Source organism: Colwellia sp. MB3u-55, from assembly GCF_014076785.1.
Classification (GTDB): Bacteria; Pseudomonadota; Gammaproteobacteria; order Enterobacterales; family Alteromonadaceae; genus Colwellia_A.
Map to the genome: position 1 here is coordinate 20438 of NZ_JACGUS010000076.1, position 17552 is coordinate 37989.

At 39.4% G+C, this 17552-nt stretch carries 7 protein-coding genes and 1 pseudogene; 7 read left to right on the forward strand and 1 reads right to left on the reverse strand.

The features are described from left to right. Positions 1 to 35: 35 nt before the first annotated feature. Complete coding sequence (locus tag H4J66_RS04135) at positions 36 to 3047, reverse strand: TonB-dependent receptor (protein WP_182170970.1); 3012 nt, start codon at positions 3045 to 3047, stop codon at positions 36 to 38. 554 nt (positions 3048 to 3601) lie between these two features. Between H4J66_RS04135 and H4J66_RS04140 the strand changes: the two genes are divergently transcribed. The 7 genes and pseudogenes from H4J66_RS04140 to H4J66_RS04170 form a co-directional block, all read left to right on the forward strand. After that, positions 3602 to 5740 carry a pullulanase-associated domain-containing protein gene (locus tag H4J66_RS04140; protein ID WP_182170972.1) on the forward strand — a complete coding sequence of 713 codons (2139 nt, stop codon included), beginning with the start codon at positions 3602 to 3604 and terminating at the stop codon, positions 5738 to 5740. A gap of 273 nt (positions 5741 to 6013) precedes the next feature. Next, positions 6014 to 10204, forward strand: a complete 4191-nt coding sequence (locus H4J66_RS04145) for an alpha-1,6-glucosidase domain-containing protein (protein ID WP_182170975.1) — start codon at positions 6014 to 6016, stop codon at positions 10202 to 10204. A 212-nt stretch (positions 10205 to 10416) separates the two neighbouring features. Next, a complete protein-coding gene (pulA, locus tag H4J66_RS04150) occupies positions 10417 to 13224 on the forward strand; it encodes a pullulanase-type alpha-1,6-glucosidase (protein ID WP_182170977.1) in 2808 nt (935 codons plus the stop codon). 579 nt (positions 13225 to 13803) lie between these two features. After that, positions 13804 to 14703 carry a 1-acyl-sn-glycerol-3-phosphate acyltransferase gene (locus H4J66_RS04155; protein ID WP_182170980.1) on the forward strand — a complete coding sequence of 300 codons (900 nt, stop codon included), beginning with the start codon at positions 13804 to 13806 and terminating at the stop codon, positions 14701 to 14703. Positions 14704 to 14896: 193 nt separating this feature from the next. Further along, the gene (locus tag H4J66_RS04160) at positions 14897 to 15796 is read left to right on the forward strand and encodes a prenyltransferase (protein ID WP_182170983.1); all 900 of its coding nucleotides are present in this window, start codon (positions 14897 to 14899) and stop codon (positions 15794 to 15796) included. Between the two features lie 395 nt (positions 15797 to 16191). Beyond that, positions 16192 to 16935: an MBL fold metallo-hydrolase gene (locus H4J66_RS04165; protein WP_182170986.1), complete on the forward strand. Its 744-nt coding sequence runs from the start codon at positions 16192 to 16194 to the stop codon at positions 16933 to 16935. A gap of 96 nt (positions 16936 to 17031) precedes the next feature. Next, positions 17032 to 17552: pseudogene (locus H4J66_RS04170) on the forward strand (transposase); the annotation flags it as partial.

A 17552-nucleotide genomic window follows, 5' to 3' on the forward strand; every position in this document is an offset into this window, starting at 1 on the left:
GGTGTGGATTCAACCACACCTTCTTTAGTTTTCATTTACATTGAATAATTAATACCAAAGTAAACCGTGCGACCAAAGTACTGAATTGTTCCGGTACGTGAAGTATCACCAAAGTAAGAAATATTCGGTTCGTCTGTTAAGTTATCAACAGAAACGACTCCTTGTAGATTATCAGTAAAGTTATACGACATTTGTGCAGAAATAATCGTTTCTTCTTGGAAATACGCTGATTGTGAATCACCGATCGCAATTTGACGACTCAAGTATTCTGCGCGATGACGCGCACTAACACGTGCGGTGAACAAATCTTCGTAATCATAAAAAAGTGTTGCACTAAATACGCGTGGTGATAAACCTTCGATTGGACCTGGCTGACCATCTTCACCTGGTACATTTGACGGACGTTCGATTTCACTTTCGGTGTAAGAAAAATTGATGTTAGCGCCTAAGCCTTTCCACATATCAGGTAAAAAGGTAAAAGTTTGCGTATATCCAATTTCAATACCACGAATATAACCCGCCTCTGCGTTATTAGCGGCGTGTGAATAAGTGCCATTTTCCCAAACGAGTGGTTCGCCAATGGGCTCTCCTGTCTCGCTATCGAACTCAGCATGTGTCTTGTTGTCAGGTATTGCTGGTACAGCAATACCGTTAGCCTGATAATCAAAATTCTTATCTGTGGTTGTACCTGGCATGTTTTCAATGTCTTTGTTCCAAATAGCAAAAACAAACGCACCATCGGTTTCAGAGAAATAATGCTCATAAGAAATATCGATTTGATCTGCATAAAACGGACGTATTGACGGGCTAGTTGAACTGTCTAAATCAATATAGTTTCGACCGTCATCCGCTGAATTAAACCTAAAGTTACCGCTGTTAGCCATTGATGGCATATCTGGACGTGACATAACTTTTGAGTAAGCAAAACGTAATTGGTCGTCTTCAGATAATTGAATATTCAAATTTAAAGATGGCAGTAAATCATGGTAACTTTCGCTGACTGTTTCACGGCGGAATTCGTCGCTTGTACCGCCAACATCATCATAAATTACATCACCATTACCCGCTCCCACATTGACTAAACCTGTGCTGCTTTGTTTAGAGCCAACATAGCGAAGACCTACATTGCCGCTTAACGGTAAACCAAACAGTTCAGCGTTTAGGTTTAATTGTACGTAAGCTGCGGTAACTTCTTCTTCGACAATATTATTTTGAGTCATTGTCCAGCTATGATTCCAGTCACGTACTGGCGTACGATCAACATTTGGGATCCAAACATTTAAAATATCGTTGTTATTAACCGCTAAGAAACTCGGCATACCCGGTAAGTCACCGTTAATACTCGTTACTGTGGAATTTTCATTGGATAACGGAAAAGGAGCAAAACGTTCTGTTTCTATTGGGTTACCTTCCTCATCGGTACCTGAATAAGTAATGTATTGACCATTACGCATATTTGCGTCGGTAGTACCATATAAGAAACGACCACGGCCCAATTCATATTCACGCTCCGATAAACGGGCACCAAATTCAACTGAACTAAAGATGTCACTTTCAAGTTGGTAAGCGAAATCAACACGTACAGCATTTGATTCATTAGACTCAATACTTGGGTAAGACTCTGCACTGGTTACCATCATGTGGTCGGTATCGGTAAAGTCTTGGTTAAAGGCTAAATCAGGGTTTTCTAAGCCATTAAGTTTATAGCTAAAGATGATGTCGTTATCAATAATAGGGGTTGCTGCGCTAGAGTCTTTAAAATAAGCCATACGCATAACTTGATCTTTGCTGGTCTCTTTACCTTGAGAATGGGCAAAATCAACGGTCATTAATAAATCATCATTAATTTCCCATTCACCCTTTAAACCAAATGAGCTTAATTCACTGTTCGTCGTATTATCATCGGCTTGTGTTTGAATATTTAAGCTACGATCAGACCCTTTATAAGGTGGCGCAATGGCATCACCATTAGGATTACGAGCAATGGTACCACCGATAAGTGCGCCGTTAGCAATAAGCGGATCGGTTAAGAGTAAAGACTGTCCTGGGCTGGCAATGTTGTTTATGCCTGATATACGTAAACCACGATCCCATTTTTCTGAGTCAAACTTTGAATGAAAACCATCAAATTGGAAACGTAAATCATCACGAGGTTCCCAATTTAACGCTAAAACAAAAGCATCACGACTATCTTCACCACCACGTTCATTAACTTCAAAGCCAGATGAAACTAATAGACTTTCTGGACCGCCATCATATGTTTCTGATAAATCTCGGTCGTCAAATTGATAGTTTACGAAACGGCTCGATACAGTAGGCTGAAACATACCGGCGTAACCCAATGAAAGACCAAGCGTGTCATCTAAGAATTTGGCTTGATAAGAAGCAGTTAAGCGGCGACCAAAGTCAGCAGAATCTTCATTGCCAGCAGCGGCATCATTCCAATTTCCGTGAGCAGAAAAACGAAAACTAGTTTCTTTTTCATTATCTAGTGCATTAGCGGTTTCTAGTTCAATAGTACCAGCAATACCGCCTTCTATAAGCGACGCTTTTTGTGATTTATACACTTGCGCTTGCTTAATTAATTCTGAAGGAAATTGATCAAACTGAACTGAGCGTCCACCTGCTGTTGAAACTTGTTCACGACCATTTAATGTTGAAAATACAAAGCCACCTGATAAACCACGAATATTCAGCTCGCTTGATTGGCCATCGATTCGTACTGAGGTAACACCTGGCAAGCGTGTTAAAGAGTCGGCTATAGATACATCGGGTAAACCGCCAATGTCGTCAGCTGATATCGCATCAACGACAGTGTCTGAAAAACGTTTAGTGTTTAAAGACTTAATAATACTGCCTCTAAAACCTCTAACTTCAATAACTTCTACTGCATTTTCTTTTTCTTCTAATGTTTTTGGTTTGTTAACGTTAACAGTTTGCGCTTTTACTTCTTCTTGAGCATCTTGAGCAAAACTGGGAACACTAGCAAATGATAAACCCGCAGCTATTAAGCTGAGTGTTAATATATTTGGCTTGAATTTGTTCATTGTTTCATATTCCTAATAATATGTATTATCGAGAAGCCCCTACTTACACTTGCACTATGGTTGATAACGCACAGCGAGTTGGAGTCAATTATTTTTATGAGATATTCCCTATCTATTTATGTTTCAAGATTTACGGTGACAACTTCATAGTAATCATTTTTTACACAGTTACAACCGATTACCCATCAGTGAACTTTAGTAATAATATGGTTTTAGAAAGCAAACAAACTCGTTATTTCCTTTGATTACATAGCATTAAAAAATAAAAGTCAGAATAAAAGCAGATTACTGCAAGTCTTTGAATACGTATTCATAACATCAGCATTAGGTTTTATAGTCAACGCGGCATAACATCGTTCCCTAGTGAAAGGATGATGAAATTAGATTCAACATAACCTGAAGCTACTTTTTAATGGATGATTAAGACCGTTTTTTGATTACGTGACAGTAACAATATAAAGCAATAACAATTATTAAAATAAAAACAACGTACTAAGTTTGCTATATACATAACGGCTTAGCACCTTATCAACATTTAAGTGGAGATGTCATTTATGACTGGTTATATGAAACAATTATCGTTTGCTACGTTAGCCGTATTGGTTAGTGTATTAGCAGGCTGTGGAGGAAGTGATGAAAGTAATGCTGTTACTGAATCCCCTCTTTGGTGTAAGTCACCAGAAACAATTAACGAAATGGGTAATGCATGTGAATTAGTTATTACCCCCTGTAATTACCCTGAAGTTGCCAACCCTGATACTCAACTTTGTGAAATGAGCAAAGAGGCATGGATTAATGGCTCTAACGGTATCACTATGCCCGTGCCAGCTTACACACCAGCGGCAAACGAATTAGTTATTTATTTTCAATTTGAAACACCAACTGATGGCAGCGCGATAGATTATAACCTTGCCGGTTTACACGCTTGGAATAACGCTGACTGTAACTCCTATGCAGATTTTGATCGTCCTGAAGGGACCACACCTTGGGGCTCTTCATTAGCGTGGACAGGTATTGATGATAATTTTGGCGCCTATTGGGTAATGAATACTATCGATCCACCTAATTGTATTAACTTTATTGTTTACGATGCTATTGGTTCAGTTAAATTTTCAGGTGAAGATGATATTCTTGTTGATATAAGCACAGTTAATACCGGTGAATTGTTCTTACTAGAAAAAGAAACCACTATTTTTCCGTTCCCACGAACGTTTGCCTCTTTAGTTGTTCCTGGTGGCTCAACACCAGCACCTTTAGAGTGTGAAGCGCCACTTATTGCTAATGAAGCGGGTGACGAGTGTGTAACCGACCCTAATGCAGTGCCAACTATTGTTGATGGCGCAGCTGAACTTTATTTACGCGGCCTCATTGACTGGGAAACCACAGACGACAGCAATAAATTTGTTTACTCTAAAGGTGTCTACACCATGGCACTAGCAGTTACAGGCTCAGCGACAGCTTATGATTTCAAAGTTGCTGATGCAGATTGGAATGTTATCAATGCCTTTGGCGCAAGTGAAGGTGATGAAACAGTCGTATTTGGCGAAAGTAAAACATTGATTGCCAGTGAAGAGCTAGGTAAAAACATTAGCCTTACCATTCCTAACAACGGTAACTACCAGTTCATTTTAGATATTTCAGATACTGAAGCACCAACGTTAACCGTTATTGAAGTTGCTTATGACAAAGTACTTTATGTTAAAGGCGACATGAACGAATGGGCTAATGCCCTTCCTATGGTATATAAAGGTGAAAATATCTACACCTCTTTACATCCATTAGAAATGCAAGACTATGCCTTTAAAGTGGCTGATGCTAACTGGACTGATGCGACTAATTTTGGTATTGCCACCGAAGGTGCCGTTGTGCCACTTGATACCGCCACCACATTAGTTTTTGGTGAAGATGTTGCTCAAAACATTAATTTCACTGCCGCTGCAGCGGGTACTTATCGATTTATACTTGATGCCACCAATAAAGGTGCCCCAATATTAACGATTGAGAATGCAGTACCTTATTCAGGTCGCACTTTGTATTTAAAAGGTGACATGAACGATTGGTCAACTACACCTAACTTTGACTTTGCACTTACCGACACCACTTACGTGGTAAATGCATTGATTGATAACACTAAAAAGTATGGCTTTAAAATAGCGTCAGATGGCTGGGAAAACGATTCTACTATGGGTGCTTTTGCTGGCGAAGGTGATGTTGTTATCGGTGAAGAAAAATTATTAACCTTACCGGGTGAAGATAATATTGCCATTGAAGTGACTGAAAATAAAATATTAACCTTCACTTTAGATGCGACTGATTTCACCGCGCCTAAATTAACAGTAACCGAAGCGCCAGCCCCTTACCAAGAACGTACTATGTACCTTAAAGGCGACATGAATGGATGGGCTACCGAAGAGGCTTATATACTAACTTATACTGCAGGTATTTATACAATAGAAACGTTATTACCCGTTCGTAGCTATAATTTTAAAATTGCCTCTGCTGATTGGGAAGAAGACTCTACGGTTGGCGGTGTTGTTGATGATAATATCTTAACCGCCAGTGAAGCAAAAACCTTAACATTACCCGGTGCTGATATTACTTTTGATGTAACTAAAGAAGCGACTTATGTCTTTACATTGAACGCAATTAACCCATTAAGACCTATGTTAACGATTACTGAGAAAACCAACTAATCAAACAAACTTACTATTGGTGTAGTAAATACATCTCGTTGTAAAAACCGTGATTTATCACGGTTTTTTTATGCCTATAACTCCCTTATCAATCGTCAACAAAACGTCGCTAAACAGTAAATAAAAGGTCATAAATCTGTCTTGAATACGTATGTAATGGCTATTCATTAACCAGTCGACTCTTTAGTATGAAGGAATAATTAAAAATAATATTTATCTAGTGTAGCTCAAATGTACAACAGATAAATATTGCATAAACCTAAGAGTGATAAGATGACAATAATTCAATTTAAAAAGGTTGCCCTTATAGCAACGGTTACCACCGCATTAAGTGCTTGTGGCGGTGGAGGCAGTGATGGTGGTGATAAAGTTAATATACCTGACAAGGTGAACAATGCGCCAACTATGACGAATTTCAGCCATGAAATTATTGAATCATCACCTAAGGAAATCGTTTATTCATGGTCTGTTACCGATAGTGACGGCGATGCATTATCTTGTCAATTATCTCCAGGCAATGGCTTAACAACAGTGACCATCGCTGATTGTGCAAACAATACTTCAACAACCGTGACCTCATCAGGCGCAGGAAACTATCAGGCAAGCTTGACTGTTACCGACCCGAGTAATGCTAGTGCTACTGCTAGCCTGACCTTTGATATTGCTACAGCGGGATTACCAGCGCCAATGGTTACTGCAGGGGATAACGAGTTAGTCATTTTCTATAACCGCGCAGACGCAACTTACAGCGATTGGATCATACATTTATGGAACAACGAGACTTGTGACGCTTATGCCAACGCCGATACTGACTGGGCAACAGGGCAAGCACAAACAGGGCTAGATCCAAATTATGGCGCTTACTGGCTTATCAATTTAAAAGCAGATTATGGCGACTGTGCTAACTTTATTATCCATAAAGGTGATGATAAAGACTTAGGTGGCATCGACCATCAAGCTGATTTAAGCGGCGATCGCATGACTTGGACATTATCAGGTATCAGTGATGTATATACCGAACCGACCTTACTTCCAACAGGCATCTTAATTAACGATGTTGCTGCGCACTGGGCCAATGAAAATACCGTATTTTGGAACGCCGGCATCAACGTAGCTAAAGTACGCATTTATAGTTCAGCCACTGACGACTTAGCTTTTGATGGTGAAAGCGGTATTCCAGGGGATAACTTCCTTGAGTACCTCCCTGCGGCAGGTGGTGAACACCCTGCGATTTCACTTAATATGCCTCGCTATAAAGATTTAGCGGCATTTACCGCAACATCGGCATCGGTGAGTAAAGCAAAATCAATGCTTAGTGGTAAATTATTGGCAATTTCATATGCGAGTGACGATTCACTTATCGCCGCAACTTACCTGCAAACACCCCGTATCTTAGACGCTTTATATACCTCGGCAAATAACGATGCTAACGAAGCAGACTTAGGTATTATTTACAGTGCTAGCGAGATAAGCGCTAAACTTTGGGCACCGACAGCACAGCAAGTTACCCTTAAGGTATACAACGCAAGTAAAGCTTTACAGTCAAGTCATACGATGTCCCTTGACGCAGCAACAGGTATTTGGTCATTTACCGCGCCAAACACAGTAGACCGCTTATTTTATCGCTATGAGTTAACCGTTTATCATCAACAAAATCAGCGTATTGAAAAAATTGAAGCCACAGACCCTTACTCGATTTCTTTATCAACCAATGGCGATTTTTCTCAGTTTGTTAATTTAGCTGATAGTGATTTAAAACCCATCGGGTGGGACAGCCACACCATTCCTGAAGTTGTTAACCCTGAAGACAGTGTTATATATGAAGGCCACATACGTGACTTTAGTATTTTAGACGCCAGCACCCGTTCAGAAAACCGAGGTAACTACCTTGCCTTTACCGAAGAAACCTCTGTACCCGTAACACATTTAAAATCTCTTGCTGACGCAGGCTTAACACACTTTCAACTATTACCCGCCAACGATATTGCCAGCATAAATGAAGATGCAGCTAACCTTATTAACCTTGATAATACCGTTAGCGAATTATGTGCTAAGAAAAGTGACGCGCCTGTTTGTGGTGTTGTAAATGCTAGTGATACCTTAGCCGAGGTATTCGCCAGTTACGACCCAACCAGCACAGCTGCACAAGCGCTTGCCGAATCATTGCGAGGCTTAGACAGCTTTAATTGGGGTTATGATCCTGAACACTTCACAACGCCCGATGGTAGTTATTCATCAAATCCTGACGGTGTCGCTCGCATAACTGAAATGCGTGCGATGAACCAAGCGTTGCACGAAATGGGCTTACGTGTTGTTTTAGATGTTGTTTACAACCACACTAACTCTTCGGGTTTATGGGAAAACTCAGTGCTTGATAAAGTAGTACCCGGTTACTATCACCGCCGTGATTTAACCTCAGGTAATGTTGAAACAGCAACTTGTTGCCAAGATACCGCGCCTGAACATGAAATGATGCATAAACTCATGCAAGACTCATTACTTACTTGGTCACAAGCCTATAAGTTTGATGGCTTTCGTTTTGACATTATGAGTAATAATTCAAAAGCATCGATTTTAAGTGCTCGCACCGCTGTACAAGCAATAGACACCGACAACTATTTCTACGGTGAAGGTTGGACGCGTGATGATAAAGGCTATCAACAAGCGGATCAAAATAATATGACGGGTTCGCAAGTCGGTACGTTTAACGATCGACCTCGCGATATTATTCGAAGTGCCTCTTTATTTAAAAGTGCTGGTAGCTTAAATGACCAAGACATTATTCGCTTAGGACTTGCTGGTACCCAAAAAGATTATCAACTACAAGATAAGAATGACAACATCAAAGCGGGTAGTACCTTTAGTAAGCCTTCTTACGGAAAAGACCCTGCCGACATCATTAACTATGTCTCAAAACATGATAATGAAACCTTATGGGATCAACTGCAATATGGCATTGAAACCGAAGTTAGTCTTAATGATCGCGTGCGCATACAAAATATTGCCGGGACCTTGGCGTTAATCAGTCAAGGTATTCCGTTTTTCCAACTGGGTGGTGATTTACTGCGCTCAAAATCAATGGACCGAAACACTTATGATGCCGGTGACTGGTTCAATAGAGTTGATTTCACTATGAGTACCAATAACTGGAATGTTGGCTTGCCACTTGCGCAAGACAATGAAAGTAAATGGTCGTTGATGACAGCACTGATCAATAATAGCGAAACAGCGCCACAAGCCAGTGACATTGAATTCTCATCAAATATATTTAAAGAGTTTTTGAGTATTCGTGCCTCAAGCCCATTGTTTAGGTTAACCACACAAGCTGATATTAATGCACGTTTAGGTTTTCATAATACCGGTAGCAAACAGACTCAGGGCTTAATTGTGATGAGTATTGATGATGGTAACGGTCTAACTGACCTTGATGAGAATATTGATGCACTTGTTGTGGTGATAAACGGCACTGCATCCACGCAATCTCACGATATTTTAACTGCGACCGGCTTTGAGTTGCACAGTGTCCAGCAAAGCTCTGCCGATACTAATGTTCAAACAGCATCATTTGTTGAGGCTTCAGGAAAAGGCACCTTTAGCATACCTGCGTTAACTACTGCAGTCTTTATAAAACCACAAGCAATGGCACAAGGCGTTGGTTTAGCAGCAGATGCGACCTTAAATGCGCCTGACCCCGCCCCTTATGGCGAGACAAGTATTTACCTACGTGGGTCAATGAACAATTGGGGTGACGACGGTTTAACAGCAATTGATATGTTTACTTATCAAGGGAACGGCGACTATGTGATTGATTTCACCTTAGCGGTTGGCACGCATATTTTTAAAATGGGTTCTGATGATTGGGCGGCGGTCGACCTCGCCTTTAGTGATGTCACCTTCACTGATAACTCAATAACAGCATCGGCTGATAACAGTGGCAATATAGAAATAACTACCACGGCTGCCGGTAATTATAACTTTAGTTTAAATGCCAGCACATCGACGCCAAGCTTAACGATTGTGAGCAAAAACACCACAGTAGATTGTGCTGCTTTAGTTGATTCAAGCGACGACATTCCTTTTGATATTAATGGTAGCGGCCAACTCTTTGTTCGTGGCGATCATTCAGCGTGGAATGCCACTGAAGAGTTTAGATTAAATTACAAAGGCAATAACCAGTATCAAGCCGTAGCTGAATTTGACGGGGCAATGCAATTTAAACTGGCTTCAGATGACGGTAGTTGGACCACACAATTGTGGGTACAAGAAAACGATAGTAACGATATTGAAGGGGAGAATTTAGCCTTAGGTATCAATTACCCTGTTGCTTATAATAACACTGGCGACGCCAATAACAATACGACACTGGCGGCGGGTTCATACAGCTTTTTACTAACACTCGACAGCGCAAACCCAAGTAAAGGCTATAATGTTGGCCGTTTAGCGATACAAGAATGTCAGCCATAGTCATCAGGTAAGTTAATCGAACAGCTTAAGTACTTAAGCTGTGCTAACACTTTAGAAAGCGCTAAGGATGAATATTCTTGGCGCTTTTTTATGGGGAAATAACTTGTCAGCAGATTGGCTGAATACGTATGTAAAAATTAGAATAAACTGTTTATATTGCTGATAAATGCGTAACTTATTAACATTATTAATTTACTTTGTTATTTATCCTTATGCGTATTTCTTTAGCTCGTTCTCGACAATTAAGCCTAATCATTATCACCACGACATGTATAAGCTCATGTCAGCATGATCAAAGTATACCAACAAGAACCCAGCTTACCGAAACGAGCGTAAAGTCAGTAGCAGTTCCCCCTTTAGTAAGCCAAGACTTTTCTGCACATTGGCTGACCCCAGAACTGCTTTTATTACCTGAAGATAATTTACATCAACAACATACGTTAACCTTTGATGATGGTGGATATATTGAAAAAGCCACACTTACGCCCTTCACAGGAGAAATAAATCGTCTGCTTATCCCTAAACATTTACGTTCATTTAATGTATTTGAGGTAAAGCTGGCTACTAATAAGATTAAAAAAGTACTGAAAAATAAAATATATGTCAGCTCTGCAAGCAAGGGCACAAATTCAAAACACACAGCACAGGTGCAAACAGCTCAATTATTGGATGTTTTGTTTACCTCACAAAGTAACGACGCTAATGAGCTGAAAAATTTTGGGGCCACTCTCAGTAAAGATTCGATTGAGTTTGCACTGTGGGCACCGACCGCAAAACAGGTAACCTTATTAGCGTTTAATAAAGACAAGCAAGCGACGCATGTTGTGCCACTTAAAGAAGATAGCAATACCGGTATTTGGTCTGGTGCCGTTATGAATACTCAACAAGAAGTCTACTACCAGTACCAGCTGACAATATATCACCCGGCTAGCGATAAAATTGAAACATTAACCACTACAGATCCCTATTCCTTGAGCCTTTCAACAAACAGTGAATATTCACATGTTATCAACTTAGCTGACTCAAAAAACAAACCTAATGGCTGGGAATTACAGCAAGATGTTTTAATTAAGAACCCTGAAGATAATATTTTTTATGAAACCCACATTCGTGATTTTAGTGCCCACGATCCGCAACTCTCATCACCTGCTGTTCGAGGAAAGTACGCCGCCTTCAGCGAAAAAAATAGCGCTGGCATTAAGCACTTTAAGGATCTACAAAAAGCAGGTATTAACAATATTCATCTACTCCCTACCTTTGATATTGGTACCGCTAACGAAAATGACACACAAGTTATTGATCTAAATAATCCTATTAGCAAACTTTGCCAACTCGTGCCCGAACATAAGCTTTGTGGGATCGAAGACCAAGCAATAACGATACAAGAATATTTAGAAACACTTCCCACTGCAACACACGAGCGCCAAGCGATAGTCAGTTCTATTAGAGAAATTGATAATTACAATTGGGGCTACGACCCTTTCCATTATACTGTTCCAGAGGGCAGTTACGCACAAAACCCTGAAGGCTCAGCACGTATTATTGAATTTCGTCAAATGGTACAAAGTATTCATAATCTAGGCTTTCGCGTCATCATGGATGTCGTTTATAACCATACTCATCAAGCAGGGCTAGCGCCAACGGCTGTGCTTGATAAAATTGTCCCTAATTATTATCATCGTCTTGACCCTATCAGCGGAAAAATCGCACAATCAACCTGTTGTGATAACACTGCCACAGAAAATGTCATGATGGAAAAGTTAATGACAGACTCATTAGTTGTTTGGGCAAGAGACTACAAAATTGACGGCTTTCGCTTCGACCTTATGGCACACCAACCCAAATCGGCGATGCTTAAAGCCAAAAAAGCAGTACAAGCGGTTGATATAGACACCTACTTTTATGGGGAAGGTTGGAATTTTGGTGAGGTAGCGAATAATCAGCGCTTTACGCAAGCTAGCCAATTAGCATTGGCTGGCACAGAAATCGGTACCTTTACCGACCGTTTACGCGATGCAGTTCGCGGTGGAGCCTTTAGCGCCAGTGGCGATGACATTCGTAAAAGCCAAGGTATCGGCAGTGGTTTAAGCACTATGCCTAATGAATTAGTGGATCGAGTAGTATCAAGAAAAGCTTATCTACTCGCCGCAGATCAATTACGTATTGGTTTAGCCGCTAATTTAGCCAACTTCCCTCTTAAAAATGCTCAAGATAAAAACGTTACCGGCAAAGAAATTCCTTATGGTGACCAACCAACCGGTTATGCATTAGACCCTGCCGATACCATTAACTATGTATCTAAACACGATAACCAAACATTATGGGACAATAATCAATACCGCTTACCTTTTGATACCTCAACAAAAGATCGCGTACGTATTCACTTACAATCACTGTCCTTTGCTATTTTCGCACAGGGCATTCCATTCTTACATATGGGATCAGAGTTTTTACGTTCAAAGTCATTTTTACGCGACAGTTACGACTATGGTGATTGGTTTAATAAAGTCGATTTTACCAAGCAAAGCAATAATTATAATGTTGGTTTACCGCCAGCAGATAAAGACCAAGCAAACTGGCCACTGATTAAAAAAGTACTGGCAAAAAATGAAGGGCGAGATATTGTTAGCCCAACTGACATCGAGTTTAGTGCAGAAGTGTTTAAAGAGTTCATTAGTCTACGCATGAGTACCCCCCTTTTTCGTCTTACCAACAGTGAACAAATAATAGAGCGTGTAAAATTTCACAATACTGGTAAAGCACAACAAATTGGCTTAATTGTGATGAGCATCGATGATGCCGAAAAATATCAGCAAGTAGATGCTGACATATCAGCGCTCGTTGTTATTTTTAATACTAGCACCACCGCTAAAACAATCCCTTTTAAAGAGGCAGCACAATATCAATTGCACCCTATTCAACAACAGGGCGTTGATAGTGTTGTTAAAGAGAGTACCAGCAATGAAAACAGCTTTTTTGTTCCAGCACTAACCACCAGTGTTTTTATCAAAGAGCAATAATGCGCTATCGTTAGCGGCTAGTAATGATTTTATTTACTTAATCATAAAGTAAAGTCTTACTAGCCCTACTTCTCGCCTTAAACAAAAGTCCCGCCTAGAGCAACCTCATCAGTGCATATCAACAATAAACTTTAAATGTAGTGAGCCTTGAGTCAAAATTTAAATATGGCCTAATAAGTTTGACTGCTGTTTTGGCAAGTGCGGCAATTGTGGCTACTCCAATATTAGCCAATGAACCCGATGAGATGACTTCAGAAGAAGTAAAGATTGAAATTATCAAGTTGGATATTTATCGGTTTATCTATTGTATTTTTGTGCTCTTTAGCCATTATAGCTTGTCGCACTATCTGCTTGTTATACTCATCGTAAACACGTCGACTTAATGACAATTTATTTACGATATTAATTTTTCTTTTTAATATACTGTAAACACAAGGAAATAATATCTTTGACTATAATCTAAAACAGTATTTTTGCGGTGTTTTAATGAATAAAACTGCCGCCTTATATATTGATCTATAGCGTCAAATAAACTGTATAATATTAAATATTAACTACTCATTAAAATACTATATTACCATGGCCAAAAAAAACCTTCGTATCCGTGAAAAAACAATCTTTGACGGTATTTTTAGTAAATACATTTTAAAATTCCTTTTTAGCCTTTGGTTTAAAGTTGCGGGCTGGAAATTGTGCACAGCTACCCCCGAAGGTGCAGGTATCACGATTGCAGCACCGCACACATCGAATTGGGATTTTGTCTATGCGCTTGGGGCTGCGATATTGCAAGATGTGAAAATATATTTTTCTATTAAAGACAGTATGTGCCGGATACCTCTTTTAGGTCGTTGGTTGATGTACCTTGGTGCTATGCCTATTGATCGTTCATCTACAGGCTTAGGGCAAGTTGAACAAATCAAGCAATTTATTGAAACACAAAAAGGTAAACGAGTATTTTTCTTATTTACTCCAGAAGGTACAAGAGGCGGAGTAGCAAAATGGAAAACAGGCTTTTACCATGTTGCTCAAGGATGTGGTTTACCTATTTTTTTAGCCAAAGTCGATTACCTCAGTAAAGAAACAGGTGTTTTTCACATCTTTAAGCTGACCAATAATAAAGATGATGATATTCAAGCGATGCAGGCCTCTTATAAAAGTGTTTATGGCAAATATCCCACCAAACAATTCCCCCCTTACCAAGGCCCCATGCCAAGCATAGGTGATAAAGAAGCGGCAATTATTCGTGCACTTTACGCCATTAACTCTATTAAAGGCGTGGCGACTAAAATGGAAATAAGTGCGAAAGCAAAAATGGGTGAGTTGTCGAATACGATGTTTGATTTTTTAATCGATAACGGGCTTGTTGAACAGGGATTTTTAGAAAGAGCTGAAATTACCTACCAGTTAACTTTAGCGGGCAAAGGCTGTTATTTACATTTGTATTCGCAAGATGACTCACTTGTTATACCTAACGGATAAACGATGACTACGAAGAATGTTTATTACAAACCATCGTAAAAATTAATGCCTGTCGTTACTAAGCCTTATTAGTTACACTAATTTGGTTTAGTAACACGTTACAGGTTTGATAACGCCTGCAACGCCAATAACTTTAAACATAAAAGACTTTTCGCGAATATTTTACTATCTAGACAAATGATAATAAATAAACATGACACTAACCGCCATTGTTCCTTCATTTCGCCTACCTTTCTTAATATTAGCCCCTGTTTGTGTTTTTCTTGGTGCTAGTATGAGTTATATGGAACAAGGTGCGGTTGATTATGCCGTATTAGCCATTGCCTTGTTAGGGGCAATCTCTGCGCACATTGCAGTTAATACCATTAATGAATATCAAGACTACGTCAGCGGCTTAGATCTGAAAACAATTAGAACTCCCTTTAGCGGTGGTAGCGATTTATTATCTCAGCAACCTGAGTTACTTCTTGGGGTAAAAAGAGCCGCGATTGTCACAACCCTTTTAACCTTTCTTATTGGTGTTTATTTCGTCACACTTTATGGCGTAGCAGTAATTGCCATAGTACCAATGGGATTACTTGGATTAGCCATTATTATTAGTTACACAAAGTGGATTAATAAATGGCCCATTATCTGTTTAGTTGCCACTGGACTTTGTTTTGGTTTACTGATGGTGGCAGGCACCCAAGTTATTTTATCTGGCCACTTTTCAACAACACCTTGGCTAATAGGTTTGATCCCTTTTCTTCTTATTAACAACTTATTACTTTTAAACCAATATCCTGATATTGATGCTGATAAAAGTATCGGTCGAAATCATTTTCCTATTGCCTTTGGTATAAAAACAAGCAATAGCATTTTTTTCATCTTTTCGGTGTGCTCAACATTATTGCTTGGCTTTTTTATTAGCCAAAAGCTATTACCCACTCTGAGTGCACTGGCTTTTATTCCACAAGCATTGGCCTTTGTCGCTTTATATGGTGCAATAAAATTTAAAGATAATATTGGTCGACACCCTAGATACCTTGCTTACAATGTTAGTTGTGCATTACTAACACCATTAACGATAGCAATTACCGTTTTTGTTAACTAATTATAAAAGCTGGAATTTTTACCTTTAAGCACCGAAAATACCTTTCAAAAAATTCACTCAAAATTTGAAATAATTAACTTCTAAAATATAACTCTAAGGGTAGTAGTTGCCACAAAAGAGAGCTTTCCTAACACCCTCAATCAGTACCAAAACTGTCTTATATTATACGTTAGTGGACGTTACCCACAGATAAAAAGACGCATTGTTTGATTATAAAAATTACCAATTAATCGAATAACCTGACTGGCAAAAATACCACAATTGCCAGCGTCACTATTTTGCATTGGGATGACTTTTTTTGTGCCGCGGCATTAAATAAAGATTAAAACGAGCGTTTGAATTTATGGATCAAGCTTGATATAAGTAAACAACAAAAAACTAATGATCTTTATAAAATGAAATTGCACCAAATTGAAGGCTATATTCAGTCTATTTACTTAGTAGAATATTCTGAAAAATTATTGTTACTTGATGGCTGCTGCCGTGCAGATGTCGAAACAATTAAGACCTTTATAACAGAAGAATTACAACGTCCATTTTCGGACCTTAAACTCATAGTCGTTACTCATATGCATCCAGATCATGCTGGAGCAGCTCATGTATTGAGAAAAAAAACTGGTTGTAAAATTGCCACTGCTAATGTTTCTGGGCATTGGTATACAGGTGTAGACGGATTATTAATGCACTTTACCGATATGGCATTGACTCGCTGGGTTGCGAAACGTAAAAATAAACCAGCAAAAAAACTTTGGTACTCCTCCAAATTAAAGCCCGACATAAAAATAAATGATGGTGAGGTTTTACCAGGCTTTGCTGAATGGCAAGTCATTTATACTCAAGGGCATACCGACAGAGATATCTCTTTGCTACACCAACCAAGTCAACTCATTTATGTAGCTGACCTAATGGTGGAAGTAAAAGGACGACTTATTCCGCCTTTTCCCATTTTTTATCCCAATCGCTATAAAAGCTCACTGACTAAAATAAATAATCTTCAACCTAAATCCATTTTGCTTGCTCATGGCGGTGAGGTTCAACTTAGCGATGATGACTACCAACACCTCTTGTCCAAAGCTCCAGATTTACCTTTAACACATTGGCGATCAATTAAAACTAAACTGCGAAAAACATTTACATAGCTTTATTATCTCCTATTAAGCCACCCATAATAACTTGTTTGTTTTTTCAACAATAAACTACACTTAATTTACCCTCTTATAAGTGTGGTGATTGTTATGCCCAAGCCTCGTTCACAACAAATCAGTTTATCTGATACACCCTATTATCATGTTTGCAGTCAAACCGTTCGAAAAGCCTTTTTATGTGGTATTGATAAAGAAACCGGTGTCAGCTATGCGCACAGGCGTCATTGGATTGAACAGCGTATTTTTATATTATCTCAGGTCTTTGTTATTGGTATTTGTGCTCACGCTGTCATGAATAATCACTTACATTTAGTCCTTCATGTTGATAGTGAAAAAGCTAACAGCTGGACGACGCTAGAGATACTGTCCCGTTGGCATACCTTGTTTAAAGGCACCCTGTTAACCCGTCAATATCAGCGACAGCAATCATTAACGACATTCGAAATAGAAATGGTTGAAGAAACAGCACAGGTCTATAAACAGCGTTTAATCGATATCAGTTGGTTTATGCGGGCATTAAACGAGCCTATTGCTCGACAAGCCAATAAAGAAGACAAATGCACGGGGCACTTTTGGGAAGGACGCTTTAAATCACAAGCCCTGCTCGATGA

Coding starts and splice junctions, on each gene's coding strand:
- H4J66_RS04135 (WP_182170970.1), bottom strand. CDS start 3,047: ATGAACAAATTCAAGCCAAATATATTAACACTCAGCTTAATAGCTGCG.
- H4J66_RS04140 (WP_182170972.1), top strand. CDS start 3,602: ATGACTGGTTATATGAAACAATTATCGTTTGCTACGTTAGCCGTATTG.
- H4J66_RS04145 (WP_182170975.1), top strand. CDS start 6,014: ATGACAATAATTCAATTTAAAAAGGTTGCCCTTATAGCAACGGTTACC.
- pulA (WP_182170977.1), top strand. CDS start 10,417: ATGCGTATTTCTTTAGCTCGTTCTCGACAATTAAGCCTAATCATTATC.
- H4J66_RS04155 (WP_182170980.1), top strand. CDS start 13,804: ATGGCCAAAAAAAACCTTCGTATCCGTGAAAAAACAATCTTTGACGGT.
- H4J66_RS04160 (WP_182170983.1), top strand. CDS start 14,897: ATGACACTAACCGCCATTGTTCCTTCATTTCGCCTACCTTTCTTAATA.
- H4J66_RS04165 (WP_182170986.1), top strand. CDS start 16,192: ATGAAATTGCACCAAATTGAAGGCTATATTCAGTCTATTTACTTAGTA.